The sequence below is a fragment of the Pseudomonas sp. GD03944 genome (assembly GCF_029839275.1).
GTDB lineage: Bacteria > Pseudomonadota > Gammaproteobacteria > Pseudomonadales > Pseudomonadaceae > Aquipseudomonas.
This window is the reverse complement of the sequence record NZ_JAOCAH010000012.1, coordinates 35415-61463: the sequence shown is the minus strand read 5'-3', so window position 1 is coordinate 61463 and position 26049 is coordinate 35415. Positions and strand designations below refer to the sequence as shown.

Genomic DNA, 26049 nt, shown 5'->3' with positions numbered 1-26049 from the left:
TGAGCTGCGCAACCGACGGGCAGGCGCGGTATGATCCGCGCCTGGTTTTTCGAGAGCCCGCCACATGCCCTACCTGCTCGCCGTCACCGTCCTCTGGGCGTTTTCCTTCAGCCTGATCGGCGAGTACCTGGCCGGCCAGGTGGACAGCGATTTCGCGGTGCTGGCGCGGGTCGCGGTGGCGGCGCTGGTGTTCCTGCCCTTTACCCTCTGGCGCGGCTTGCCGTTGCGCCTGCTGGCCGGTTTCTGGCTGGCGGGGGCGCTGCAGTTCGGCATCACCTACCTGTGCCTGTACCGCAGCTTCAGCGTACTGACGGTGCCGGAGGTGCTGCTGTTCACCGTGCTCACGCCGATCTACGTGACCCTGCTCGATGACGCCCTGGCGCGGCGCTTCAACCCCTGGGCACTGGTCGCCGCGCTGGTGGCGGTGGGCGGCGGGGTGATAATTCGCTTCGAGCGCCTGGAAGGCGAATACCTGGTGGGCTTCTTGCTGCTGCAGTTGGCCAACGTGACCTTCGCCGCCGGTCAGGTGCTGTGCCGCCAGTTGCTCATGCGCTACCCGACCGAGCAGCCGCTGCACCGTTTCTTCGGGCATTTCTTCCTGGGTGCGATGGTGCTGGTGGTGCCGTCGTTCCTGCTGTTCGGCAACCCCGACAAGCTGCCGCAGACGGCCGTGCAGTGGGGCGTGCTGTTGTGGATGGGCCTGTTCGCCACGGCGCTGGGGCTGTACTGGTGGGTCAAGGGTAGCGTGCTGGTGGACGCCGGCACCCTGGCGGTGCTCAACGAGCTGCACGTACCGGCCGGGCTGGTGGTCAACCTGCTGATCTGGAACCGCGATGCCGATCTGCCGCGCCTGGCCCTGGGCGGTGCGGTGATTCTCGCCTCGCTGTGGCTCAGTCGTCTGGGCCGCCGGCCGCCGGCCCATTCATCCGGTACTGCGCAGGGCGCTTGACGCTAACTCAGATAAAACCTTCAATTACCGGCGCAATCAGCTGTTTTTCAAGCCATATATCCACGGATGACGTTTTTTCACCGGCATGGAGTGCCTTTTCAGCCACCCCTTGTTCAGTGATCGCTATCGTGAATATTCGTCGCCCCTTCGCCAGCCTTGCCCTGGCCTGCCTGGTCTTCACCGCCTCCGTCCAGGCCCAGACCCCTACGCCCAAACAGCAGGAGCTGGCCTCCGGTAGTGCGCTGCTGGTGGACCTGAGCACCGATAAGGTGCTGTATTCCAGCCACCCCGACCTGGTGGTGCCGATCGCCTCGGTCACCAAGCTGATGACCGCCATGGTCGCCCTCGACGCCAAGCTGCCCCTCGACCAGCAGCTGCCGGTGATCATCCGTGACGTCGACGACATGCGCGGTGTGTTTTCCCGGGTGCGCATCGGCAGCGAAATCAGCCGCCGCGAGATGCTCCTGCTGACCCTGATGTCCTCCGAGAACCGTGCCGCCTCCAGCCTTGCCCACCATTACCCGGGCGGCGTCACGGCGTTCGTCGCGGCGATGAACGCCAAGGCCCGCGCCCTGGGCATGACCCAGACCCGTTATGTCGAGCCAACCGGGCTGTCCGAGCACAACGTGTCCAGCGCCAACGACCTGGTGAAGCTGCTCAAGGCCACCCGCTCCTATCCGCTGATTGGCCAGCTCAGTTCCACCCCGGAAAAGACCGTGGCCTTCCGCAAGCCCAACTACACCCTGGGTTTCCGCAATACCAACGCCCTGACCCGCAAGGCCGACTGGAGCGTGCAACTGAGCAAGACCGGCTTCACCAACAGCGCCGGGCATTGCCTGGTGATGCGCACCACCATGGCCGGCAAGCCAGTGGCCTTCGTGGTGCTGGACGCCTTCGGCAAATACACCCACATGGCCGATGCCAGCCGCCTGCGCAAATGGGTCGAGACCGGCAAGATCACCCCGGTGGCACCCGCCGCCCTGGCCTACAAACAGCAAAAGACGGCGCAGCGCCAGCTGCAGGCGGCGCAATAAGCGCACGCTGTCCGGTGTGACGCCCACACGCCCGCGCTCTGCCGCGGGCGTGTTCGTTTCAGGCCCTCGGAAAGCGCTGCAGGCAGCGGCCCGTCGCGGTTCGTAGCGTCTTGATATCTATGTGCTTTTCGTTGGGTTTCGACGTCTTCACAAGGTATGCTCCGATGCAATTACCCACGTACATGCACGGATACATTCATCTGGATTCACGGCGCTGGAGTGCTTTTTGCTTACAGCCACCGTGCGGTGCCGTGTCTCTGGTTTCTACCCTGGTGGCGGTTATCCGTGCCGATCGGAAAGAGGATTCTTGATGGAACATAACATCCCCTTGATCACGACCCTGGCGGGTGGCTTCGGCCTGGCGCTGATATTCGGTTTCATCGCGGAAAAACTGAAGCTGCCCGCGCTGATCGGCTACCTGTGCGCCGGCATCATGCTCGGCCCCTTCACGCCGGGTTTCGTTGCCGACATCAAACTGGCACAGGAACTGTCCGAGATCGGCGTCATGCTGCTGATGTTCGGGGTCGGTCTGCACTTTTCCCTCGGCGACCTGATGTCGGTGAAAAAAATCGCCGTACCCGGGGCCGTGGTGCAGATGTCCCTGGCCACGGTGCTCGGCCTGGGGATCGCCTACTGGTGGGGCTGGAGTTTTGGCGGCGCATTGGTGTTCGGCCTGTCGCTGTCCTGCGCCAGTACCGTGGTCCTGCTCAAGGCCTTGGAATCGCGGGGCATTCTGGATTCGATGAATGGCCGTATCGCGGTCGGCTGGCTGGTGGTCGAGGACCTCGCCACCGTCATGGTGCTGGTACTGCTGCCGCCGCTGGCCGGTGTGCTCGGGGGCAACGTGGATGCGGCCGGTGGCAGCGACCCGCTGTGGTACACCATTGGCATTACCCTGTTGCAGGTGGCCGGCTTTCTGGTGGTGATGCTGGTGGCGGGCCGTCGCGTGCTGCCGTGGTTGCTGCTGCAGGTGGCCAAGACCGGTTCGCGTGAGCTGTTCACCCTGTCGGTGATCGCCGCCGCCATCGGCATCGCCTACGGCGCGGCCATGCTGTTCCATGTGTCGTTCGCCCTGGGCGCGTTCTTCGCCGGCATGGTGATGCGCGAGTCCGACCTCAGCCATCGCGCCGCCGAAGAATCCCTGCCGCTGCGTGACGCGTTCGCGGTGCTGTTCTTCGTCTCCGTCGGCATGCTGTTCGATCCGATGGTGATCGTCGAGGAGCCGCTGCACGTGCTGGCGGTGGTGGCGATCATCGTGGTCGGCAAGTCGATCGCCGCGGCGGCCCTGGTCATGGCCTTCCGGTATCCGCTGAACACCGCCCTGACCGTCGCGGCCAGCCTGGCGCAGATCGGCGAGTTCTCCTTCATCCTGGCGGGCCTGGGTATCTCGCTCGGGTTGATGCCGCAGGAGGGACTCAGTCTGGTGCTGGCCGGGGCGCTGATCTCCATCGCCCTCAATCCGGTGGTGTTCGGCCTGATCAAGCCGCTCAAGGCGATGGCGCTCAAGCGCTCGGCCCTGGCTCGCCGTCTGGAGCACCGCGAAGACCCGCTCTCGGTGCTGCCGATGAGCACCGAGAAGAAATACCTCGAAGGCCAGGTGGTGCTGGTCGGTTACGGCCGCGTGGGCCGGCGCATCAGCCGCGCGCTGCAGGAGCGCAACATCCCGTTCGTGGTGGTCGAGCAGAACCGCGAGCGCGTGGAGCAGATCCGTGCCCAGGGCGTGGCGGCGGTCAGTGGTGACTCGGCCGAGCCGGGCACGCTGATCCAGGCCCACATCATGAAAGCGGCAATGCTGGTGATCGCCACCCCGGACCCGCTCAATGTGCAGCGCATGACCGAAACCGCCCGTGCCCTGAACCCGGGAATCGAGATCGTGATCCGCACCCACAGCGCCGACGCCGTGGAAATCTTCCGCCGCGACAACCTGGGCCAGGTGTTCTTCGACGAGGAAGAGCTGGCGCGCGGGATGAAGAGCTACATCCTGTCGAAGTTCGGACCGGACGAGCACAAGGCGCAAGCAGCACACGGTGGCCACTGAGGACTACCGGAAATGAAAAAGGCCGCGACAGATGTCGCGGCCTTTTTCATTGGCTCGGTACAGCGTCCGGCTGCCCTGGCCAAGGCCAGGACCACCGGTCTTGCATCAGCCCAGCATTTCCAGGCCGAGCTGGATGGCGACCCAGATGGCCAGCACGGTGGACAGGCCCAGGGCAATGTTCTCGAACCAGTTGTTGCGGTACTGACCCAGCAGCTTCTTCTGGTTGGACATGATCAGCAGGCCCAGGGAAATGATCGGCAGGCCGACGATGTTCAGGGCGTTGACCGCGATGGTCAGGGTCACGAAGTCCGGCATGCCGGGCAGCGACCACACCAGCGGGGTGACCAGGATGAAGATCATGAACCACTTGTGCAGCGGGTCCTTCTGGAGCTGGTCGCCGTACTTGGCGCGACGCTCCGGACGGGTGTGGTGCAGGGCGTCGGTGATCAGCATCGGGAAGGCGGTGGTTTTGCCCACGACGCTGGCGAACAGGGTGGCGGACACACCGACGAAGAAGATGTACCAGCCGGTCGGGCCGAAGAACATTTCCAGGGCGGCGCCCAGGTCGTTCAGGGTTTCCACCTTCAGGCCGTTCGGACGCAGGATTTCCGCACCGACCACCCAGATCGCCAGGTTGATCACGATGCCGACGAAGACCGCGAACAGCAAGTCATTGCGCTGGATGCGCTTGTGCTCGGGACCGGTCCAGCCCTTCTGTTTCATGACGTAGGGGTGGACGAAGTTGGCGATCGAGCCGGCGACCGCGCCGATGATCGATACGGCCACCAGCAGCGCGCCATGCACGCCTTCATCGCTCGGGATACTGAAGCCGAAGGTGCCGGACACGATGCCGCCCACGTCCGGACCGGACATCACGGCCAGGGACAGGAAGGCCAGGGTCATGATCGCCAGCAGTCCTTTCATCACGCCTTCGATGAGGCTGTAGATGCTGCGGCCGACCAGCAGCCAGACGCCCAGTACCACGGCGAAGGCGCACAGCAACGGGCGGTCCAGGTGCAGCAGTGTGGACAGCGCCTCGCCGGCGCCCTTGATCATGTAGGCGTTCATCAGGTGGCCCATGAACAGCGCGTAGCCGAACAGGAACCAGGCGAAACTCGGGTGCAGCTGTGCATAGCCGCCGAGGATGGACATCCCCTGGTTATTGCAGAGCTGGAAGCGGGCGATGATGTTGACGATGAGGAAGCGCAGCAGCAGCGAAACGGCCAGTACCCACATCATCGCGTAGCCGTAGTTGGCGCCCGCGACGGAGGAGGTGATCAGGTCGCCTGCACCGAGCCAGGACAGCACCGCGATGATGCCGGGGCCGAGCAGTTTGATCATTTTGGTGAACGGGTTTGTAGAAGCCGAGCCGGCAGCAACGCCGTTCTCGGCCACGTCTGTACGAGCCATGGGTGGAAATCTCCATCTTGTTTTTGTTTGGAGCAGCGAACTAACGGAGATAAGACATCATACAAATCATTTTGTTGCAAATGCTCGATGAGAGCTTTGTGCGAGCCGTCGACAAGCGGTTTAGGCGCTCTGGCACAGTGCTATTGCGGATTTTTGCTTGTCGCCGGAAACCGGTTCTTGAGATCAGGCAGTGATGTAGATGTAGGATGTCCGACATGATAATTTTCACCCGACGCCGCTGTGAGCTGGCGTTACCATCGGCATCCATCGACAGGCCGGGCTGACCGGCTACCGCCACGCACCGTTTGTGAGGAGACGCCCATGACTTCATCTGCCCCGCGCGCCCAGTTGTTGATGATGGGGCCGCTGCTGCCGGCCCTGGTGACCCGCATCGAGCAGGATTACTGCGTGCACCGCTTCTGGGAAATCACGGATCAGGAAGGTTGGCTGCGTGCCTACGGCGGTGCCATCGACGGGATCGCTACCAGCGGCGTGTTCGGCGCCCCGGCGGACCTGATCGGTCGCCTGCCCCAGCTCAAGGCCATCATCAGTTTCGGTGTCGGCTACGATTCCATCGACGTGGACGCCGCCCGTGCCCGCGGCGTGGTGGTGACCAACACCCCGGAAGTGCTCAACGACTGCGTGGCCGACACGGCCGTGGCCAACCTGCTGGCGTTGGGTCGGCGCATTTGCGAGGCCGACCGTTTCGTGCGCCGCGGCGACTGGCTGCAGGGGCGCTTCCCGCTGACCCACAGCATCGGCGGCAAGGTCTGCGGCATCGTCGGCATGGGCAACATCGGCCGCGCCATCGCCAAGCGCGTGGAGGCCTTCGGCATGTCGGTGATCTACCACAACCGCCGCCGCCGCGATGACATCGACTACCCCTACTACGAAGACCTCAACGCCCTGCTCGCGGCCTGCGACTACGCGGTGCTGGTGGTGCCAGGCGGGGTGTCCACCGACGGCCTGATCGGCGCCGAACAGCTCAAGGCCCTGGGGCCCAAGGGTTGCCTGGTGAACATCGCCCGGGGTTCGGTGGTGGACGAGGCGGCGCTGGTCCAGGCGCTGCAGGACGGCACCATCGCCGGCGCGGCCCTGGACGTGTTCGCCGAAGAACCGAAAGTGCCGTCCGCCCTGTTGGCGCTGGACAACGTGGTGCTGACCCCGCACATCGGCAGCGGCACCCACGAAACCCGCCAGGCCATGGCCGATCTGTTCTACGACAACCTCGACGGCTTCTTTCGCGAGGGCAAGGCGGTCACACCGGTGGCATAACCGCTAGGGGAAGGAGCGAGAGCTCGCGGGCAATCGGATTGCCGCCCAGCCGCTCTTGCAAGTGCGTAGCCCGGTCGGACAAAGCCCGTAGCCTGGGTTGAGCGAAGCGATACCCGGGGAGCGCTGCGTATCGCCACCGCCTCAAGCCGCCCAAAGCAAAACGCCCGATGCAGAGCATCGGGCGTTTTTGGTTTCAGCAAGCAGGAACAGGATCAGCGACGAGCGCCGCGTACCCCTTCGGCCAGCTGGGCGCACAGCTCCAGCACACCGTCGACGGCCTTGTCGGCGCTTTCGGCATTGGCGATCTGGTCGATCAGCGCCGAGCCCACCACCACGCCGTCGGCCAGGCGGGCGATGGTCGCTGCGTGATCGGGGGTGCGGATGCCGAAGCCGATGCTGATCGGCAGGTCGGTGTGGCGGCGCAGGCGGGCCACGGCTTGTTCGACGTGCTCGAGGGTCGCCGAACCGGCACCGGTGACACCGGCCACCGACACGTAGTACACGAAGCCGGAGCTGCCGTTGAGGACCTTGGGCAGACGCTTGTCGTCGGTGGTCGGGGTGGTCAGGCGGATGAAGTCCAGGCCGGCGGCCTGGGCCGGGTCGCACAGGTCGACGTTATGTTCGGGCGGCAGGTCGACCACGATCAGGCCGTCGACACCGGCGGTCTTGGCGTCGTCGATGAAGCGCGCCACCCCGTACTTGTGGATCGGGTTGAAGTAACCCATCAGCACCAGCGGCGTGGTCTGGTCGCCCTCGCGGAATTCGCGAACCATGCGCAGGGTCTTGGCCAGGTCCTGCTTGCCGGCCAGGGCGCGGATGTTGGCCAGCTGGATCGCCGGGCCATCGGCCATCGGGTCCGTGAACGGCATGCCCAGCTCGATCACATCGGCACCCGCCTTCGGCAGGCCCTTGAGGATCGCCAGGGAGGCGTCGTAGCTGGGGTCGCCGGCGGTGATGAACGTGACCAGGGCGGCACGGTTCTGTTCTTTCAGCTCGGCGAAGCGGCTTTGCAGGCGGCTCATCAGTGTTTCTCCTGCTGCGATTGTTCCATGTGGTGCATGACGGTCTGCATGTCCTTGTCGCCGCGGCCGGACAGGTTGATCACCATCAGGTGGTCCTTCGGCAGGGTCGGCGCGCGCTTGAAGGCTTCGGCCAGGGCGTGGGACGACTCCAGCGCCGGGATGATGCCCTCCAGGCGACAGCACTGGTGGAAGGCCTCCAGGGCTTCGTCGTCGGTGATCGAGGTGTATTCGACGCGGCCGATGTCGTGCAACCAGGCGTGTTCTGGGCCGATGCCCGGGTAGTCGAGGCCGGCGGAAATCGAGTGGGCGTCGATGATCTGGCCGTCGTCGTCCTGCAGCAGGAAGGTGCGGTTGCCGTGCAGCACGCCCGGTACGCCGCCGTTCAGGCTGGCGGCGTGCTTGCCGGATTCGATGCCATGGCCCGCGGCCTCGACACCGACGATCTGCACGCTCTGGTCATCCAGGAACGGGTGGAACAGGCCCATGGCGTTGGAGCCGCCGCCGATGCAGGCAACCAGGCTGTCGGGCAGGCGGCCTTCTTTCTCCTGGAGCTGGTCGCGGGTTTCCTTGCCGATCACGGCCTGGAAGTCGCGGACCATCGCCGGGTACGGGTGCGGGCCGGCCACGGTGCCGATCAGGTAGAAGGTGTCATGGACGTTGGTCACCCAGTCGCGCAGGGCTTCGTTCATCGCATCTTTGAGGGTGCCGGTACCGGCGACCACCGGGATCACGGTGGCGCCCAGCAGCTTCATGCGGAACACGTTGGCCTGCTGGCGATCGATGTCGGTGGTGCCCATGAAGATCACGCATTCCATGCCGAAGCGGGCGGCCACGGTGGCGGTGGCCACGCCGTGCATGCCGGCGCCGGTCTCGGCGATGATGCGTTTCTTGCCCATGCGCTTGGCCAGCAGGATCTGGCCGATGCAGTTGTTGATCTTGTGCGCGCCGGTGTGGTTCAGCTCTTCGCGCTTGAGGTAGATCTTCGCGCCGCCGCAGTGCTCGGTCAGGCGTTCGGCGAAATACAGCGGGCTCGGGCGGCCCACGTAGTCGCGCTGGAAGTAGGCCAGCTCCTTGGCGAACTCCGGATCCTGCTTGGCCTTCTCGTACTCGGCGGCCAGGTCGTGGATCAGCGGCATCAGGGTTTCAGCGACGTACTGACCACCGAAGTGGCCAAACAGGCCGGTGGTATCCGGGCCGGTGCGTAAAGAGGTCATGGCGTGCTCCTGCTCTGGCTTCCCTCGCAGGCCAGTGGCTGACGGGAGGGAGAGTGGGTGATGGGGGCATTCTATCGCCCCTGTCCGGCAGGAAAAGCGATTAGATTGAGAAAATACGTCAGAAAAACTCACGAATAGTCGCCGCCACACCCGTGACCCGCTGCACAACCCGGTGACCGGCGCGGCAGAGCGCAGAACTCGCTGTCGGCCACCCGGTCACAGGTGCAGGCGGCCAAGGGGGCCGCGCAAGGGAGAGAGCGCAATGCACAAGGCATTGGGAGTGGGGGTGGTGTGGGCCGTGCTGGTCGGGAGCGCCCAGGCGCAGCCGCTGGAACTCGGCGGCATCGGTGTGTCCCGTGACGTGCCCTGCAAAGGCCAGGACGTAGTCATCACCGGCAACGGCAATCAATTCATCCTCAGCGGCGACTGCGGCCAGGTCGAGGTGCACGGCTCCGAACATGTCGTGCAGTTGGGCAATGCCGCCAGTTTGGCGGTGACCGGTGGGGAGAACCGCATCGACGCCGCTCGCATCGGTGGCCTGCAGGTCGAAGGCACCGATCAACAGGTGAGCGCCCAGGTCGAGGGCGACGGCAAGCCGGCTGCGGTGGCGGTATACGGCGCGGACAACGTGCTCAGGCTCGACTTCCATGGCCCGGTTCAGGTCGAGGTCAATGGCAGTGGCCAGCAGGTGAACTGGCAGGGCGACGAGCCGGAAATCGCCACCAGTGGCATCGATCACCGCATCGAGCGGCAGTGAGCCCGTGCGCGGATTGGCGCCTGCCGGGGAAAGGGATTAGATTGTCCCGACCTGTCAGAAAAAGTCACCGCTAGCATGAGCCGAGAACTGCCCCCGCTGAACGCCCTGCGCGCCTTCGAAGCCGCCGCCCGGTTGCAGAGTGTCAGCCGTGCTGGCGACGAACTGCACGTGACCCACGGAGCGGTCAGCCGGCAGATCCGCATGCTGGAAGAGCAGCTCGGCCTCACCCTGTTCGACAAGGACGGCCGTGGCGTAAAGCTCACCGACGCAGGTGTGCGTTTGCGCGACGCGGCGACCGATGCCTTCGAGCGCCTGCGCGACACCTGCGCCGAGTTGAAGCGGCAGACCGAAGATGCCCCCTTCGTGCTGGGTTGCCCGGGCAGCCTGCTGGCGCGCTGGTTCATTCCGCGCCTGGACCGCCTCAACCGCGAGTTGCCGGAACTGCACCTGCAGCTCTCGGCCAGCGAGGGCGAGCTCGATCCGCGTCGTCCTGGCGTCGACGCCACCCTGCTGTTCGCCGAGCCGCCCTGGCCGGTGGACATGCAGGTGCACGAACTGGCCGCCGAGCGCATCGGCCCGGTGCTCAGCCCCCGCTATTCACGGCATGGCGCCTTGGTGCAGGCCTCGCCTGACAGCCTGCTCGGCGAACCCTTGCTGCACACCGTTTCCCGCCCCCAGGCGTGGCCGCAATGGGCGGCGGCTCATGGCTTGCCGGATGCGGCACTGCGGCTCGGCCAGGGCTTCGAGCACCTGTATTACCTGTTGGAAGCCGCCACTGCCGGCCTGGGCGTGGCCATCGCGCCACAACAACTGGTGGCTGACGACCTGGCTGCTGGTCGACTGGTGGCGCCCTGGGGCTTCGTCGAAACCGAGGCGCGGCTGGCGCTGTGGGTGCCGACCCGGCGTACGGATCGCCGGGCCGAGCGCCTGGCGGCCTGGCTGCGCAACGAGTTGAGCTGATGGCTCACGCCCCACTGTAAGTTTTGTAAAAATCTGCGGGACATGGGGGGCTTGGTTCGTCTTCATGGAAGCGATGCGGTTTTCTGCCTGCCGCCAGCTAATCTGAACGCAAGGTGGTGTTCGCCTGTCTGCACAGGACGAGCACCTGTTTCCCAACCCGAGGAGAGCGTTCATGTCGGATCACCACACCTACAAGAAAATCGAAATCGTCGGTTCTTCGCGCACCAGCATCGAAGAAGCCATCAACAATGCCCTGGAGGAATGCGCCAAGTCGGTGCGCAACCTGGAATGGTTCGAGGTCGTCGAGACTCGAGGGCATATCGAGAACGGCAAGGTCGGTCACTATCAGGTGACCCTCAAGGTCGGGTTCCGCATCGGCAACAGCTGATTCGCCGGCGACTGTCCGTCAGCCTGCTTACCCATTGGTGGCTATAGCACCGAAAAGTGCCTTCTGGTCGTGTGGGCTGGTAATCCTTAGGATGAGCCCAACCCTTTGACTCGGGTATTGGCGCCCTGTGGCGCCGTACACCCTGTAACCAGACAGGCAGGCCGATGAGCGTATTAGCGAACACTAAGTTCTCCATTCTCGACCTTGCTCCGATCCGCGACGATGGCGGCCCGGAGCAGGCGTTGCACAATTCCCTGGCGCTGGCGCAGCATGCCGAGCGCCTGGGCTTCACCCGCTTCTGGGTGGCCGAGCACCACAACATGGACGGCATCGCCAGTTCGGCCACCGCCGTGCTGCTCGGTTACCTGGCCGCCGGCACCTCGACCATCCGCGTCGGTTCCGGCGGGGTGATGCTGCCCAACCACGCGCCGCTGGTGATTGCCGAGCAGTTCGGCACCCTCGCCACCCTCTATCCGGGGCGCATCGACCTGGGCCTGGGGCGTGCCCCCGGTGCCGACCAGTACACCGCCCATGCCCTGCGCCGCGAGCGTTCGGGCAGCGCCGACGATTTCCCCGCGGATGTCGCGGAGCTGCAGCGTTACCTCGGCCCGCGCACGCCGGACCAGCGCGTGATCGCCATGCCGGGCACCGGCACCCAGGTGCCGATCTGGCTCCTGGGCTCCAGCCTGTTCAGCGCCCAGCTGGCCGGCGAGCGCGGGCTGCCCTACGCCTTCGCCTCGCACTTTGCCCCGCGCTACATGCACGAGGCGATCCGCGTGTACCGCAACCACTTCAAGCCGTCCGAGGTGCTGGACAAGCCCTACGTGATGCTCGGCGTGCCGCTGCTGGCCGCCGACACCGACGAGCAGGCCAACCACCTGGCGACCTCGGCCTACCAGCGCATCCTGGCGTTGATTCGCGGCCAGAGCCTGGTGCAGCGTCCGCCGGTCAAGAGCATGGAAGGCCTGTGGCTGCCCCACGAGATGGATGCGGTCGGCAGCTTCTTCGGCATGGCCATGGTCGGCGGCCCGGAGAAGGTGCGGGCGCGCCTGGAAGTGCTGCTGGAGCAGACCGGGGCGGACGAGCTGATCTTCACCTGCGACATGTACGACTTCGCCGATCGCCTGCACGCCTTCGACATTCTTGCCAGCCTGCGCTGAGCCGTTCGCGGTCGAACTTGTGCCGCCGTTGCCGTTCTCAATCCTGTACCCCAACGAACCTGGAGATACCGGATGAAGAAGACAGCATCAGCCCACTGGCAAGGTGGCATCAAGGACGGCAAGGGCACCATTTCGACCCAGAGCGGCGCGCTGAAGCAGTCACCCTACGGCTTCAACACCCGCTTCGAAGACAAGCCGGGCACCAACCCGGAAGAGCTGATCGGGGCGGCCCACGCGGGCTGCTTTTCCATGGCGCTGTCCAAGGAGCTGGGCGAAGCGGGCATGACCGCCGAAAGCATCGACACCACCGCCGAGGTGATACTGGACAAGGTCGATGGTGGTTTCTCCATCAGCGCCGTGCACCTCACCCTCAAGGCGAAGATTCCCGGCGCGGACCGTGCGGCGTTCGAGAAGGCCGTGGAAACCGCCAAGAGCGGCTGCCCGGTGTCCAAGGTGCTGAACGCCGAGATCACCCTGGAAGCGACCCTCGAGAGCTGACCCGACAGCCGTCGGTCAGCAACGGCCCGGGGTCAGAAAATGCCGCAGCGCAGGATCTCGCCTCGGGCCAGCACGTTGCGCTGGTCGTCATACAGCCACGCCTGGGCACTCATGATTGCGGTGCGGGCTTCCATGCGGTAACGCTTGCCCGCTTCGAAGTTGTCGTAGCGGATGCGGATTTCGCAGGTGCGTTGCATTGGCTCCGACATGATGGTGCCGCCCGAATGCACCTCGAACTGATAGCGCGCTTCCAGCTCGTGCGCCCCCGGCGTGACCTGGAAGTAGCGGCCGTCGTTCAGGCGCTCGCCGTCCAGCCGGTTGGCCATCAGCAGGTCGCTGGCGGTGGCATAGAGGTCGACCCAGGCCTGGTTCGGGTCCGGCTTGGGCAGTGGCGAGGAACAGCCGGCGAGGATGGACAGGCTGGCAATCAGGGCGAGCAGGCGCATGGCAGTGGATCCTGGGAGTGGCGGGCATCGCCTGGCTGGCGCTAGATCGCGCCGCAGCGGCCTTCTCGGCCCCTTACCAACAGGCGGTTCTGTGCATCGTAGAGTTTCGACCAGGTGCGAAAGCCGATGTTTCCGGCTTCCAGCCGATAGCGCTGGCCGGCATTGAATTCATCATAGGTCAGCAGCACCTGGCAGTCGCGGGGCAGCGGCTGGGACGTGGCGCCGATGTTGCTGGCGTCGACGTTGAAACGCAGGTGGGCCTGCAGCTCGCGGGTGCCCGGTGCGACCTGGAAGAAACGCGTGTCGTCCAGCGGCTTGTCGTCCACCTCGATGGCCAGCAGTTCGCTGGGCGCCTGGGTCTCCAGGTCGATCCAGGCCTGGCCCGGGTCGTGGGCCGGCAGCCAGGCGCAACCGCCCAGGCCCAGCAGGATGATGGTCAGCAAGGATAGGCGCATGCGTAACTCCAAGACGTGGGGCGAAAAGGCGCGCGGGCAGTGGCAGGCGTGTGGCCGATGCAGTAGTGTCCCGGCATGCCCCACACCCTGTTCTGCATACTCGACCGCTGCCTGCGTCGCTGGGTTCCCCTGGTCGGCGCCGTGGCGCTGAGCGGTTGTTCCAGCGTCGCCTATTACGGGCAGCTGCTCGATGGCCAGCTTGACCTGCTGCAACGCCGCGAGCCGGTGGCGGCGATCGTCGACGACCCTGCCCGCGACCCCGAACTGCGGCGGCGCCTGGCCCTGTCCCAGGAGGCGCGGGATTTCGCCAGCGCCCGACTGGCGCTGCCGGACAATGGCAGTTACCGGCTGTACGCCGACATCCAGCGCCCCTTCGTGGTATGGAACCTGTTCGCCACGCCGGAGTTTTCCCTGACGCCGCAGCTGCATTGTTTCCCCATCGCCGGCTGCGTGGCCTACCGCGGCTTCTACCGCCAGGGCGATGCCCGTGGCGCGGCGGCCCTGCTCAAGCAGGAAGGCCTGGACACCTACCTCGGCGGCGTCGAAGCCTATTCGACCCTGGGCTGGTTCGACGACCCGATCCTCAACACCATGCTGCGCTGGAGCGACGAGCGGCTGATCGCGGTGATCTTCCACGAACTGGCGCACCAGCAGTTCTACGTGGCGGACGACACCGCGTTCAACGAGTCCTTCGCCACCTTTGTCGAGCAGGAAGGCCTGCGCCAGTGGCATGCCGCCCAAGGCACGCCGGTGGGTGACAACGAGGGCCTGCGCCAGCGCGAGCAATTCGTGGCGCTGGTGCTGGACAGCCGCGAGCGCCTGCAGCAGCTGTACGCCAGCGACCTGGCAGCCGAGGCCATGCGTGCCGGCAAACAGGCCGAATTCGAACGCCTGCGCCGCGAGTACCGCGCCCTGCGCGACCGTGAGTGGGGCGGCGTGGGCCGCTACGACGGCTGGATCGAGACGCCGTTGAACAATGCCAAGCTGCTGCCCTTCGGCCTCTATGATCAATGGGTGCCGGCGTTCGCCACGCTGTTCGCCGAAGTAGAGGGCGACTGGCCGGCGTTCTACCGGCGGGTGGCCGAACTCGGGGCGCTGCCGATCGAGGCCCGTACCCGTGAACTTGAGACCCGGGTGAAATCCAACTAGAACTGCCTGATGGCAATTGGGTCATAGACTGGCGGATTCCCGCAAACACAGGAGGTTATGCCATGTACAGATGGACAGTAGCGGTGGTCTTGAGCCTTGTCGGCACTGCGGCGCTGGCTGCGCCCAAGCCCTGCGAAGAGCTCAAGAGTGAAATCGAAGTGAAGATCCAGGCGGCGGGCGTGCCCAGCTACACCCTGGAAATCGTGGCCAACGACGAGGTGCAGGACCAGGCCATGGTGGTCGGCAGCTGCGACGGCGGTACGCGCAAGATCGTTTACCAGAAGAACGGTTGACCCCGCGCCCCGGTCAGGCGCGGGCATGACCGCGCCGCTTTACCGCACGAAGGCCTGATGCAGATCGGCCAGCGTCGAGAAGTGGTAGGCCGGGGTTTCCCCCTGCAATTCCTCCAGGCTGCCGAAGCCGTACCCCACGGCGGCGGCGTCCAATCCGTTGCTGCGCGCGCCGATCAGGTCGTGCTTGCGGTCACCGATCATCAGGCTCTGCGCGGCCTGCAGGCCTTCCTGCTGCATCAGGTACTGGATCAGCTCGACCTTGTTGGTCCGCGTGCCGTCCAGCTCGCTGCCGTAGATCATCTTGAAATGCCGGGCGAAGCCGAAATGCCGGGCGATTTCCTGGGCGAACACCGTAGGCTTGCTGGTGGCGATGTACAGCGTGCGGCCCTGCTCCTGCAGCAATTGCAGCAACTCGAGAATGCCCTCGAACATCCGGTTCTCGTACAGCCCGGTGACCTGGAAGCGCTCGCGGTAATGCTCCACGGCGCGCCAGCCAGTCGCTTCGTCCAGGTCGTAGGTGGACATGAAGCATTGCAGCAGGGGCGGGCCGATGAAGTGCTCCAGCGCCTGCAGGTCCGGCTCGTCGATCCCCAGCTTCGCCAGCGCGTATTGCACCGAACGGGTGATGCCTTCGCGCGGGTCGGTAAGGGTGCCGTCCAGGTCGAAGAGGATGTTCTGGTAATGCATGGGGATCACTCGTGCCGTGGAAACCTGGGGCGCGAGGATACCCGCTCGGGCGACGATTGGCATGTTGCGGTGTGTCGGACAATAAACAGATAATAGGATCGATTATCATTTGTCCTGCGCTGGTGTGCCGCTCCATGTCGACGACCGATCTCACGCTGCATGATGCGATGCACCACCTCTATCGCGAGCACCACGGCTGGCTGCAGGGCTGGCTGCGCAAGCGCCTGGGCTGTGCCGAGCACGCCGCCGACGTGGCCCAGGACACCTTCCTGCGGCTCATGGCCCAGCGCAGCGCCCCTGAATTCCGCGAGCCCCGCGCCTACCTCAGCACCGTGGCGCGCAGCCTGATGATCGACATGTTCCGCCGCCGCGCGCTGGAACAGGCCTACCTGGATGCCCTGGCCGTGTTGCCGGAGCCGGTGGATATCTCCCCGGAGACGCGCAGCATCATCATCGAGACCCTGCTGGAGATCGACGCCCTGCTCGATGGCCTGGGCGAGCGCGGTCGTGAAATCTTCCTGATGGCCCAGCTCGACGGCTTGAGCTTCGTCGAGATCGGCCGCCGCCTCGAACTGTCTACCAACACCGTGCGCAAGCATTTCGTCCGCGCCCTGACCCACTGCCTGCTGCTGCTCGAGGACTGAGCCGGTGCCCGCGCCCCTCGACGTGAAGGTGCTGGAAGCCGCCGCGCAGTGGTATGTCGACCTGCGCGAAGACGGCGCCGAGCCTGGCCTGCAGGCGGCTCACCAGCACTGGCTGACCGCCAACCCCAGCCACGAGCTGGCCTGGGCGCGGGTGCAACGCCTGGAGCAGACGATGGGTCGGGTCGACGCCGGTATCGCCCGGCCGACCCTAGCCGGCCTGCGCGGCAGCCGGCGGGAGGTGCTCAAGGTTCTGTCGCTGCTGCTGGCCGCCGGCGGCAGCACGTACGCCTGGCAGGCGCTGCCCTGGCGTTCCGCCCTGGCCGAGCACCGCACCGACACCGGCGAGCGGCGTCGGCTGATCCTGCCGGACGGCACCCGCCTGACCCTCAATACCCATAGCGCGGCGGATGTGCGCTACAGCGAGCAATGGCGTGAGGTGATCCTGCATTGCGGCGAGATCGCCGTGGAGACGGCGGTCGACAGCCTGGCGCGGCCTTTTATCGTGCATTCCCCCCAAGGCAGCATCCGTGCCCTGGGCACTCGCTTTCTGGTGCGCAACGAAGACGCGCGCACCCGCGTCGATGTGCAGCAGCATGCCGTGGAAATCCGTCCCGCCGAGGCGCCGGACCAGCCCCTGCGCCTGGAAGCGGAGCAGCAAGTGTGGTTCTCGGCGAGCCAAGTCGAGCCGGTGACGCAGGCGACACGCAACGCCGACGCCTGGGTCAACGGCTTGCTGGTGGTCAGCGACTGGCGCCTGGAGACCTTCGTCGACGAGCTGTCGCGCTACCACCCGGGGCACCTGAGCGTGCACCCGGCAGTGGCCGAACTGCGTATTTCCGGCATGTTCCAGCTGGGCAAGCCCGACAGCGTGCTGGACAACGTGGCCGCGACCTTACCGATCCGGGTTCGCCGGTTCACCCGCTACTGGGCCCGGCTGGAGCCCCGTTGAAGGCGTGTGCAAATTTTCTGCTCGCAGGGGTTGTTGATTTTAATTCTCGTTCGTCTTGGTAGTAGAAGCGCAACAGGCGCCGTCTCTACCTGCCATCGGGCGAAAGGAAAATCCATGTCCTGCACGTCGTACCCCCGCATTTCGAGTGCCCACCCTGCTGTCCAGCTGCACCCCCTGCAGCGCGCGGTTCGCTATGCCTTGCTGGGCGCAGCCCTGGCCGTTCCGCTGAGCGCTGCGCTGGCCCCGGCGCCGGCCTGGGCACAAACCACGGCGGCGGAGTACGACTTCTCCATCGCGGCAGGTTCGCTGGAAGCGGCGCTGGTGCAGTACTCGACCACCGCGGGCGTGACGGTCTCGTTCGCGCCGGATGACATGCGTGGGCGCCGCTCCGCCGGGCTCAACGGACGCTACGCGGCCGACGAGGCCCTGCAGCACCTGCTGATCGGCAGCGGTCTGCAGGCGTCGCGCCAGGGTAACGGTAGCTACACCCTGCTGCCGGTGGACACCTCCGGCCTGCTCAACCTGGGCGCCACCACCGTGAGCGCCATGGGCCTGGGCGCCACCACCGAAGGCACCGGCTCCTACACCACCGGCTCGACCAGCACCGCGACCAAACTGCCGCTGTCGATCCGCGAAACACCGCAGTCCATCAGCGTGATGACCCGCCAGCGTATGGAAGACCAGGGCCTGACCCAGCTGAACGACGTGATTCGTCAGTCGCCGGGCCTGAGCCTCACCCAGAGCGGCAACGGTGGTTCCGACACCAGCCAGGTCTATTCCCGCGGCTTTGCCGTCGAGAACTACCAGATCGATGGCGTGCAGTTCCTCGACAGCAACTACAAGTCCACCGTGCAGAGCAACGACATGGCGTTGTACGACCGGGTGGAAATCATCCGTGGTGCCACCGGCCTGACCAACGGCATCGGCACCCCCGGCGCCACCGTCAACATGATCCGCAAGCGCCCGACCCAGGAATTCAAGAGCAGCGTCACGGTCACCGGCGGTTCCTGGGATTACCAGCGCACCGAAGTCGACGTGGGCGGCGCGCTCACCGACAGCGGCAACCTGCGGGCGCGGATGGTGGGCGTGTACCAGGACAACGATTCCTACGTCGACCGCCTGCACGAGCGCAAGAAGGTGCTCTACGGCATCGTCGAGGCCGACCTGACGCCCGACACCCTGCTGACCTTCGGCATGGATGCCCAGTACCACGACGCCGACGACCACGCGCGCAGCGGCTTGCCGCTGTACAACGTCGACGGTACCAAGGCCGACTGGTCGCGTTCGGACTCCGCTGCGTCGGCCTGGGCCTATTCCGAGCGTCACTTCACCTCGGGCTTCGCCAGCCTGGAACATGCCCTGAACGATACCTGGAAGGCCAAGCTGAGCCTGCAACAGGGCCGTTACCAGTACGATGAAGTGATTGGCTACGCAGCCGGCGGCAATCCTGATCCGGCCACGGGCGGCGGGGTCACCGTATGGGCCGGGCGCTGGGCTGCCAAGCCCGTGCAGCGGGCCATGGACTTGAACCTCACTGGCAGCTTCAGCCTGTTCGGCCGCGAGCACGACGCCGTGTTCGGTCACACCCGGCAAACCACCAGCTACAAGACCAACGGTTACCCGCTGTGGTGGCACGATAACTGGTCCGGCAACGTGCCGAATATCTATGGCTGGGATGGCCAGACCCCGGTCAGGCCCAACATGCCGGCGAGCAGCCGCATCGAGTACGACGAAGAACAGAGCAGCACCTACGGCAGCGTGCGCCTGCGCGCCACCGACGCGCTGTCGGTGATTCTCGGCGCACGGGTCAGCGACTGGAAAAGCCGCGAGCAGACCGACTTCTACGACGCGACCCCTGACACCGACGCCAAGCGTTCGGAAACCGGCGTGGTCACGCCCTTCGCCGGCCTGGTCTACGACCTTGACGACAACTGGTCCGTGTACGGCAGCTACACCAGCATCTTCAAGCCCCAGAACAACCGCACCGTCGACGGCGCCTACATCGATCCGCTGGAAGGTGTGGGCTATGAACTGGGCAGCAAGGCCGCGTTCTTCGACGACCGCCTGAACCTCGGCGTGGCGATCTACCAGATTGAGCAAGACAACCTGGCCGTTCGTATCGAACCAAGGGTGCCTGTTCAGGGCAATCCAAGCCAGGATGCCTTCCGCGCCGAATCCGGCACCAAGACCCGCGGCTTCGAGGTGGAACTCTCTGGTGAGCTGGCGACCGACTGGCAAGCCAGCGCCAGCTTCAGCCGCAACATCGTGCAGGACAGCCAGGGCAAGAAACTCAACACCAACGTGGCGCAGAACACCGCGAAGTTCTTCACCACCTACACCCTGCGCAGCATCGGCAATGGCCTGACCCTGGGCGGCGGCGTCAACTGGCAGAGCGAGATCTACAGCGATGGCATGGGTCCGCTCGGCGTGCGCTTCAGCCAGGAAGACTACGCCCTGGTCGACGTGATGGCGCGCTACCCGCTGACCCAGCAGCTCACCGCCACCCTCAACCTGAACAACCTGCTCGACGAGGAGTACTACACCAGCACCTCCTCCAGCTACTTCGGCACGCCGCGCAACGCCACCCTGGGCCTGCGCATGGAGTTCTGACGTATGGCCCATGGGATGTGCCTGGATGACGGGCGCTTCCCGGGCCTGGTCGCTCGCGAGTCGCTGGGCAACATGTTGTTACAGGTAGTCGGGCGTGGGGTATGGCAGTTTTTCCGAGCTCATCCGTCCTTGATGTATGAGCACCGGGTTTTTCAAGCCTATCCCCGCTCCCCCCGATACACCCACGCCATCCGCATGACCCCCGGGGTTACCTTCGTGCGTGCCACGGACGTGGCGCGGCGGTATGACACGACGATTTTTTCAAGGACGTCCGCCCCATGACCCTGCCTCTGCGCTGGTTTTCGCGCCGCTGGATTCTGCTGGCCCTGGTACCGCTGGCATTGCTCGGTGCCTGGTGGTGGCCGGGGGATCAGGCGCCGGGCTATGTCACGGCGAACGTCACCCGCGGCGACGTCGAAGCCACGGTGGTGGCCATCGGCACCCTGCAGCCGCGTCATTCGGTGGACGTTGGCGCCCAGGTGTCCGGGCAGATCATGCGCCTGCATGTCGAGCCGGGCGACCAGGTGGAGAAGGGCCAGCTGCTCGCGGAGATTGACGCCAGCCTGCACGAGGCGACGGTCGAGGCCGACCGTGCCGCCCTCGACGGCCTGCGCGCGCAACTGGCCGAGCAACAGGCGCAGCTCGACCTGGCGCGCCAGCAGCATCGGCGCCAGCAACGTCTGCTCGCCGACGAAGCCACCCGCGAAGAAGACGTGCAGATCGCCGTTGCCACCCTGCGTTCGGCCGAGGCCCGCCTGAAGCAACTGCGTGCGCAGATCGCCGAAGCCCAGGCGCGCCTGCGCGGCAACGAAGCACAGCTCAGCTACACCCGCATCTACGCGCCCATCGCCGGCTCGGTACTGGGCGTGGACGTGAAACAGGGCCAGACCCTCAACGCCACCTACCAGACGCCCACGGTGATGCGCATCGCCGATCTCTCCAGCATGACTGGCTGGACCCGGGTGTCCGAGGCTGACATCCGCCGGGTCAAGGCCGGCCTGCCGCTGTACTTCACCACCCTGGGCGGTGACGAGCGGCGCTGGCACAGCACCGTGCGCCAGGTACTGCCGGCGCCTCCGGTGCCAGCGGGCAGCCAGGGTGAAGCGACCAGCAGCACCAGTGAAACGGAAAAGGTGGTGCAGTACACCGTGCTGTTCGAGGTGGATAACGCCGACGGCGAACTGATGCCGCAGATGACTGCCCAGGTGGTGTTCGTCACGGCTTCGGCCAAAGGCGTGCTGACGGCGCCGCTGGATGCCCTGCAGGGCAAGCCGGGCGCCTATCAGGTGCGCGTCCTGGCCAGCGGCGGACAGCCCGAACTGCGCCCGGTGACCGTTGGCGCACGGGATCGCCAGGTGGCAGAAATCATCGAAGGCCTGGCCGAAGACGAGCGCCTGGTGACCGGCGACGCGCCGCCCGACAGCGGCATGTCGAGGTTCCAGTGGTAGCGCCAGTCACAGCACCGCTGATCGAACTGCAGGGCATCCGCCGCACCTACGGCGGCGAAGACGGCGCCCCGGCGGTCGACGTGCTGCGGGGTATCAGCCTGGCGATCCAGGCGGGTGAATTCGTCGCCATCGTCGGTGCCTCGGGCTCCGGCAAGTCGACCCTGATGAACATCCTCGGCTGCCTGGATCGGCCCAGTGCCGGTAGCTATCGCTTCGCCGGCGAAGACGTGGCGGCCTTCGACGCTGACCAGCTGGCCTGGCTGCGCCGCGAAGCGTTCGGCTTCGTGTTCCAGGGCTACAACCTGATCGCTACCGAATCGGCGCGGGAAAACGTTGAGGTTCCGGCCCTCTACGCCGGCATGCCGGCCGAGCAGCGCCACGCGCGGGCCTGCGCCCTGCTGCGGCGCCTGGGACTGGACGAGCGCCTGGAGCATCGCCCTGGCCAACTGTCGGGTGGCCAGCAACAGCGCGTGTCGATTGCCCGTGCGCTGATGAACGGCGGCCGCATCATCCTCGCCGACGAGCCGACCGGCGCACTGGACAGCCGCAGCGGCACGGAGGTCATGGCGTTGCTGCACGAGCTTGCCGATGCCGGCCACACCATCATCCTCATCACCCATGACCGCGACGTCGCCGCCCAGGCACGGCGGGTGGTCGAGGTGCGCGACGGCGAGGTGATCAGCGACAGCGGCGCCACCGTGCCGGGTAACGCCTTGCCGGCGCCGGACATGCAGCAGGCCGGTCGTGACCGGGGTGCGCCATTCTTCAGCGAGCTGGGCGACATGTTGCGCGGCGCCCTGCGCGTGCTGCTGATCCACCGCTTTCGCACCGCACTGACCCTACTCGGCATCGTCATCGGCGTGGCGTCGGTGATCGTCATGCTCGCCGTGGGCGAAGGCGCGCGGCAGCGCGTCGTGGCCGAGATGGGCGTGATGGGCGCCAACATGATGTACGTGAGCAGCGATGTGCCCCGCACCGGCGGCCCGATTGGCGTGCTGACCCTGGATGACATGGCCGCCATCGGCGAGCTGCGCGAAGTGGCGCGGGTGATGCCGATCCTGCGTGATCCGGCGCTGATTCGTCAGGGCCAGCATGCGTTGCAGACCGAGGTGCTCGGTGTCGGCGAACACCTGCCGCAGATCCACCACTGGCCGGTGGCCCGTGGGCGCTTTTTCAGCGCCGCGGAGAACCGCGAGATCGCCCCGGTGGCGGTGCTCGGGCACGAGGTCTACGAGACCCTGTTCCCGGATGGGGGCAACCCCCTGGGCATGATCATCCTGATCAACAGCTCGCCCTTCGAGGTGATCGGGGTGATGAGTGAAAAAGGCAGCGACGCAGGCGGCAACTACCCCGACGAGCAGGTGCTGGTGCCCCATGGCACGGGCGTGGTGCGGGTGTTTCCCAAACTGCGTGACGAGAGCTATGTGGCAATCCAGGTGCGCAGCAGCGACCTGGTCATGCCGGCGCAAACGGCCATCGAAGAGCTGATGCTGCAACGCCACGGCCGCCAGGACTTCCGCGTCTACAACTCCGCCGCCAAGCTGCAGGCCGAGGCCAAGACGCGGCAGAGCATGACCCTGATGCTCGGCCTGATCGCCGCCGTGTCGCTGCTGGTCGGCGGCATCGGTGTGATGAACGTGATGCTAATGACCGTGCGCGAACGCACCCGCGAGATCGGTATCCGCATGGCCACCGGTGCCCGCCAGCGCGACATCATGCGCCAGTTCCTCACCGAGTCGGTGCTGGTCACCCTGCTCGGCGGCAGCGTGGGCGTGGCCAGCGGCCTGCTGTTCGGCGCGCTGCTGATTCTCTGGAACGTGCCGCTGGTGTTCTCGCTCTCCGCCATGCTGCTGGCCTTCGGCTGCTCGGTGGGCACCGGCCTGGTGTTCGGCTACCTGCCGGCGAAGACCGCCGCCCGGCTCGACCCGGTGGTGGCACTGGCCGCGCAATGACAGGATTTTTCATGACCCGCTCTCTCCCCTCCGTGCTGTGCGTCGCCCTGCTGTTGGCAGGCTGCAGCCACAAACCCGACGCGCCTGCCGAGCTGCCTGCGGCACCCGCGCAATGGCGCCATATGCAGGGCGGCGAGGAGGTGACGGATACCTGGTGGCGCAGTTTTGCCAGCACCGAGCTGGATGCGCTGATCGACCAGGCGCTGCGCAACAACCAGGACCTGGCGGCGGCCGCCGCACGCCTGCGCCAGGCCGAAGCCTTGAGTCGTGCTGCCGGCGCGCCGCTGTTGCCGCGACTGGATGGCAACCTCGGCGCCAACCGTGAAGGTCGCCTCGGCGGTAATGGCGAAGCCGCTGGCAATCGTTACAGCGGCGGCCTGGCCGCCAGTTATGAAGTGGATCTGTGGGGTCGCCTGGCCGCTGACGATGATGCGGCCCGGGCCGAGCTGGCCGCCAGCCGCTTCGACCGCGACGCCCTGCGCCTGAGCCTGACCGCCAGCCTGGTCGACACCTGGCTGCGCCAGGTCGCCCTCGACGAACGCCTGCGCCTGGCCGATCTCAACCTGAGTAACGCCGAACGCGTACTCGCCACCGTGCAGGCCCGCGCCAATGCGGGTGCTGCCACCCCACTGGAACTGACCCAGCAACGTGGCCTGGTCGCCGAACAGCGGCGCAACCGCGAAGCCCTGCGCCAGCAGGCCGATGACGTGCGCAGCGACCTTGCCGTGCTGTTGGGCCAGGGCGAGCCGGCAAGCGGGTCGTCGACCTCGCTCGCCACGTTACAACCGCCTTCGCTGACGGCCGGTTTGCCCAGCGAGCTGCTATTGCGCCGCCCGGACCTGGCCCGCGCCGAGGCGCAGCTGAGCGCCGCCGATGCCAACCTGCGTGCCGCCCGCGCCGCCCTGCTGCCGCGCCTGAATCTCTCCGCGGGTGGCAATGGCTCGGCTGGCAACCTGAGCCGCGTGCTTGCTGATCCGCTGTATTCCCTGGCGGCGGCGCTGACTGCCCCGATCTTCGACGGCGGCGCCCTTGCAGCCGAACGCGATCGCAGCGCTGCCCGGCGTGAAGAACTGCTGGCCAGCTACCGCCAGCGCATCGTCGAAGCCTTTGCCGATGTGCAGATTGCGCTCAATGCCGGCAACGGCGTGGAAGCCCAGTGGCAGGCCCAGCAGGAGGTGCAGGTCCAGGCCGAGCGCGCCCTGCAACTGGCCGAACGGCGTTACCAGGCCGGCGCCGATGACCTGCTCAACCTGCTCGACGCCCAGCGCACGCTCTACGCCGCCGAAGACCAGAGCGCCCAGCTGCGCCTGGCCCGCCTGCAGAGTGGCGTGGCGCTGGCCAGGGCACTGGGTGGCGGCTGGTCGGCCACTGGCGATCTGCCTGCTCCCTGAATCGAGTCGTCGGCAGACTCAGCCCACCAGCAGCCGGTACATCACGTGGCAATCCACCAGGCCCTGGGTGCGGTGCCGGTAGGCGCCGGGCAGGGTGCCGACGATGGCGAAGCCGAGCTTCTGCCACAGGGCGACGGCGATCTGGTTGGTCGACACCACCGAATTGAATTGCATCGCCAGGAAGCCCAGTTCACGGCCGACCCCCAGCGAGTGTTCGCACAACGCCCGGGCGACGCCCTTGCCGCGGGCCGCCGGGGCGGTCATGTAGCCGCAGTTGCACACGTGATCGCCGGGGCCGGCGGCGTTGGCCTTGATGTAGTAGGTGCCGAGGATCTGCCCGTCCTGCTCGGCGACGAAGGTCGCCTTGGGCAGCTCGACCCAGGTTTTCCAGGCGGTCTCGCGGTCCATGGCCGGGTCGAAGGCGTAGGTTTCCTGGGCCTGCACGACGTCACGGATGATCGGCCAGACCTGGTCGAAGTCGGCGGCGGTAATGGGGCGGATGGTCAGCATGGAATTCGGCTCTTCCTCAGTGGTGCGCATGAAAAAATGGGGTGTGTGGCGCTCTCGTGGAGTGGCTTGAGCCACAAGACCTTGGGGCCCGTCGCGGCTAAAGCCCCTCCCACAAGGGTTTCTGTCGGGCCTCGCCACCGGGGCATGTCCACAAAACCGGTAGGAGGGGCTTCAGCCGCGAGCTTGTGTGGATGGGCCGTTGGCCACAGGGCTGGCAGCCGCCTAGCGGTCGTACCCCTCGGCCAGGTGCTGGTCTTTGAGCTTCACGTAGTTGCCCGCCGTGTAGCTGAAGAAGTTGCGCTCCTTGTCGGTCAGCGCCCGCGCCTGTTTAACCGGGCTGCCGACGTACAGGTAGCCGCTTTCCAGGCGTTTGCCCGGCGGCACCAGGCTGCCGGCGCCGATGATCACCTCGTCTTCCACGATCGCGCCGTCCATGACGATGCTGCCCATGCCGACCAGGATGCGGTTGCCCAGGGTGCAACCGTGCAGGGTGACTTTGTGGCCGATGGTCACTTCGTCGCCGATGATCAGCGGGAAGCCGTCCGGGTTGAATGGCCCGGCGTGGGTGATGTGCAGCACGCTGCCGTCCTGCACGCTGGTGCGCGCGCCGATGCGGATGTGGTGCATGTCGCCGCGGATCACCACCAGCGGCCAGACCGAACTGTCGGCGCCCAGGGTCACGTCGCCGAGCACCACCGCCGAGCTGTCCACGAAGACCCGCTCGCCGAGCTGCGGGGTGAATTGCTGGTAAGTACGTATCGCCACGATAGAAACCTCTTGAGCTGCGGATTGCCCGGATTCTAATTAAGA

General features: G+C 66.1%; 25 protein-coding genes. 17 read left to right on the top strand and 8 right to left on the bottom strand.

The window, feature by feature from the left end; all coding sequences use genetic code 11:
* Positions 1 to 64: 64 nt before the first annotated feature.
* The 3 genes from N5C28_RS18060 to ybaL all read left to right on the top strand — a co-directional run bounded on the left by N5C28_RS18060 (position 65) and on the right by ybaL (position 4021).
* Positions 65 to 949 carry an EamA family transporter gene (locus tag N5C28_RS18060; protein ID WP_279824493.1) on the top strand — a complete coding sequence of 295 codons (885 nt, stop codon included), beginning with the start codon at positions 65 to 67 and terminating at the stop codon, positions 947 to 949.
* Between the two features lie 128 nt (positions 950 to 1077).
* On the top strand, positions 1078 to 1983 hold the full coding sequence (pbpG, locus tag N5C28_RS18055) for a D-alanyl-D-alanine endopeptidase (protein ID WP_279824492.1): 906 nt from the start codon (positions 1078 to 1080) through the stop codon (positions 1981 to 1983).
* 310 nt (positions 1984 to 2293) lie between these two features.
* Entirely contained in the window at positions 2294 to 4021 is a 1728-nt protein-coding gene (ybaL, locus tag N5C28_RS18050) for a YbaL family putative K(+) efflux transporter (protein WP_279824491.1), read from the top strand.
* A 105-nt stretch (positions 4022 to 4126) separates the two neighbouring features.
* Here the strand turns inward: ybaL and N5C28_RS18045 are convergent, their stop codons facing one another.
* Positions 4127 to 5431 (bottom strand): Nramp family divalent metal transporter, encoded by a 1305-nt coding sequence (locus tag N5C28_RS18045; protein ID WP_279824490.1) that lies wholly within the window; start codon positions 5429 to 5431, stop codon positions 4127 to 4129.
* 321 nt (positions 5432 to 5752) lie between these two features.
* On the opposite strand from N5C28_RS18045, the gene N5C28_RS18040 reads away from it, so the two are divergent.
* Entirely contained in the window at positions 5753 to 6706 is a 954-nt protein-coding gene (locus N5C28_RS18040; RefSeq protein WP_279824489.1) for a 2-hydroxyacid dehydrogenase, read from the top strand.
* A 212-nt stretch (positions 6707 to 6918) separates the two neighbouring features.
* On the opposite strand, the gene trpA is transcribed toward N5C28_RS18040, so the two are convergent.
* Together trpA and trpB are read right to left on the bottom strand one after the other, a co-directional pair.
* Entirely contained in the window at positions 6919 to 7728 is an 810-nt protein-coding gene (gene trpA / locus N5C28_RS18035; RefSeq protein WP_279824486.1) for a tryptophan synthase subunit alpha, read from the bottom strand.
* Positions 7728 to 8942 (bottom strand): tryptophan synthase subunit beta, encoded by a 1215-nt coding sequence (gene trpB / locus N5C28_RS18030; RefSeq protein ID WP_279824485.1) that lies wholly within the window; start codon positions 8940 to 8942, stop codon positions 7728 to 7730. Before trpB ends, trpA begins: the two co-directional genes overlap by 1 nt.
* Before the next feature lie 262 nt (positions 8943 to 9204).
* Here trpB and N5C28_RS18025 point away from each other — a divergent pair, with 262 nt between their 5' ends.
* The 5 genes from N5C28_RS18025 (at position 9205) to N5C28_RS18005 (ending at position 12705) form a co-directional block, all read left to right on the top strand.
* Positions 9205 to 9699, top strand: coding sequence for a DUF3060 domain-containing protein (locus N5C28_RS18025; protein WP_279824483.1), 495 nt, complete (start codon positions 9205 to 9207; stop codon positions 9697 to 9699).
* A gap of 75 nt (positions 9700 to 9774) precedes the next feature.
* Positions 9775 to 10659 (top strand): LysR family transcriptional regulator, encoded by an 885-nt coding sequence (locus N5C28_RS18020; protein WP_279824481.1) that lies wholly within the window; start codon positions 9775 to 9777, stop codon positions 10657 to 10659.
* Between the two features lie 172 nt (positions 10660 to 10831).
* On the top strand, positions 10832 to 11047 hold the full coding sequence (locus N5C28_RS18015; RefSeq protein WP_279824480.1) for a dodecin: 216 nt from the start codon (positions 10832 to 10834) through the stop codon (positions 11045 to 11047).
* A 164-nt stretch (positions 11048 to 11211) separates the two neighbouring features.
* The gene (locus N5C28_RS18010) at positions 11212 to 12207 is read left to right on the top strand and encodes an LLM class flavin-dependent oxidoreductase (RefSeq protein WP_279824479.1); all 996 of its coding nucleotides are present in this window, start codon (positions 11212 to 11214) and stop codon (positions 12205 to 12207) included.
* Between the two features lie 72 nt (positions 12208 to 12279).
* Entirely contained in the window at positions 12280 to 12705 is a 426-nt protein-coding gene (locus N5C28_RS18005; RefSeq protein ID WP_279824477.1) for an OsmC family protein, read from the top strand.
* 32 nt (positions 12706 to 12737) lie between these two features.
* On the opposite strand, the gene N5C28_RS18000 is transcribed toward N5C28_RS18005, so the two are convergent.
* Positions 12738 to 13151: a hypothetical protein gene (locus N5C28_RS18000; protein ID WP_279824476.1), complete on the bottom strand. Its 414-nt coding sequence runs from the start codon at positions 13149 to 13151 to the stop codon at positions 12738 to 12740.
* Between the two features lie 41 nt (positions 13152 to 13192).
* Complete coding sequence (locus N5C28_RS17995) at positions 13193 to 13606, bottom strand: hypothetical protein (RefSeq protein WP_279824475.1); 414 nt, start codon at positions 13604 to 13606, stop codon at positions 13193 to 13195.
* Positions 13607 to 13681: 75 nt separating this feature from the next.
* Between N5C28_RS17995 and N5C28_RS17990 the strand changes: the two genes are divergently transcribed.
* Positions 13682 to 14755, top strand: coding sequence for an aminopeptidase (locus tag N5C28_RS17990; protein ID WP_279824473.1), 1074 nt, complete (start codon positions 13682 to 13684; stop codon positions 14753 to 14755).
* A gap of 62 nt (positions 14756 to 14817) precedes the next feature.
* Complete coding sequence (locus N5C28_RS17985) at positions 14818 to 15048, top strand: DUF1161 domain-containing protein (RefSeq protein ID WP_279824471.1); 231 nt, start codon at positions 14818 to 14820, stop codon at positions 15046 to 15048.
* A 39-nt stretch (positions 15049 to 15087) separates the two neighbouring features.
* On the opposite strand, the gene N5C28_RS17980 is transcribed toward N5C28_RS17985, so the two are convergent.
* Positions 15088 to 15735, bottom strand: a complete 648-nt coding sequence (locus tag N5C28_RS17980; protein ID WP_279824470.1) for an HAD hydrolase-like protein — start codon at positions 15733 to 15735, stop codon at positions 15088 to 15090.
* 134 nt (positions 15736 to 15869) lie between these two features.
* Here N5C28_RS17980 and N5C28_RS17975 point away from each other — a divergent pair, with 134 nt between their 5' ends.
* The 6 genes from N5C28_RS17975 (at position 15870) to N5C28_RS17950 (ending at position 24729) form a co-directional block, all read left to right on the top strand.
* A complete protein-coding gene (locus N5C28_RS17975) occupies positions 15870 to 16379 on the top strand; it encodes a sigma-70 family RNA polymerase sigma factor (RefSeq protein ID WP_279824468.1) in 510 nt (169 codons plus the stop codon).
* Positions 16380 to 16383: 4 nt separating this feature from the next.
* Positions 16384 to 17328 (top strand): FecR domain-containing protein, encoded by a 945-nt coding sequence (locus tag N5C28_RS17970; RefSeq protein ID WP_279824466.1) that lies wholly within the window; start codon positions 16384 to 16386, stop codon positions 17326 to 17328.
* 114 nt (positions 17329 to 17442) lie between these two features.
* Positions 17443 to 19938, top strand: a complete 2496-nt coding sequence (locus N5C28_RS17965) for a TonB-dependent siderophore receptor (protein ID WP_279824465.1) — start codon at positions 17443 to 17445, stop codon at positions 19936 to 19938.
* 278 nt (positions 19939 to 20216) lie between these two features.
* The gene (locus tag N5C28_RS17960; RefSeq protein ID WP_279824464.1) at positions 20217 to 21386 is read left to right on the top strand and encodes an efflux RND transporter periplasmic adaptor subunit; all 1170 of its coding nucleotides are present in this window, start codon (positions 20217 to 20219) and stop codon (positions 21384 to 21386) included.
* Positions 21380 to 23338, top strand: coding sequence for a MacB family efflux pump subunit (locus tag N5C28_RS17955; RefSeq protein WP_279824462.1), 1959 nt, complete (start codon positions 21380 to 21382; stop codon positions 23336 to 23338). The genes N5C28_RS17960 and N5C28_RS17955 overlap by 7 nt, the downstream gene beginning before the upstream one ends.
* 11 nt (positions 23339 to 23349) lie before the next feature.
* Positions 23350 to 24729 (top strand): efflux transporter outer membrane subunit, encoded by a 1380-nt coding sequence (locus tag N5C28_RS17950; RefSeq protein WP_279824460.1) that lies wholly within the window; start codon positions 23350 to 23352, stop codon positions 24727 to 24729.
* Between the two features lie 18 nt (positions 24730 to 24747).
* Here the strand turns inward: N5C28_RS17950 and N5C28_RS17945 are convergent, their stop codons facing one another.
* A complete protein-coding gene (locus N5C28_RS17945; RefSeq protein ID WP_279824458.1) occupies positions 24748 to 25239 on the bottom strand; it encodes a GNAT family N-acetyltransferase in 492 nt (163 codons plus the stop codon).
* Positions 25240 to 25461: 222 nt separating this feature from the next.
* A complete protein-coding gene (locus N5C28_RS17940; protein ID WP_279824456.1) occupies positions 25462 to 26004 on the bottom strand; it encodes a gamma carbonic anhydrase family protein in 543 nt (180 codons plus the stop codon).
* Between the last annotated feature and the right edge of the window lie 45 nt (positions 26005 to 26049).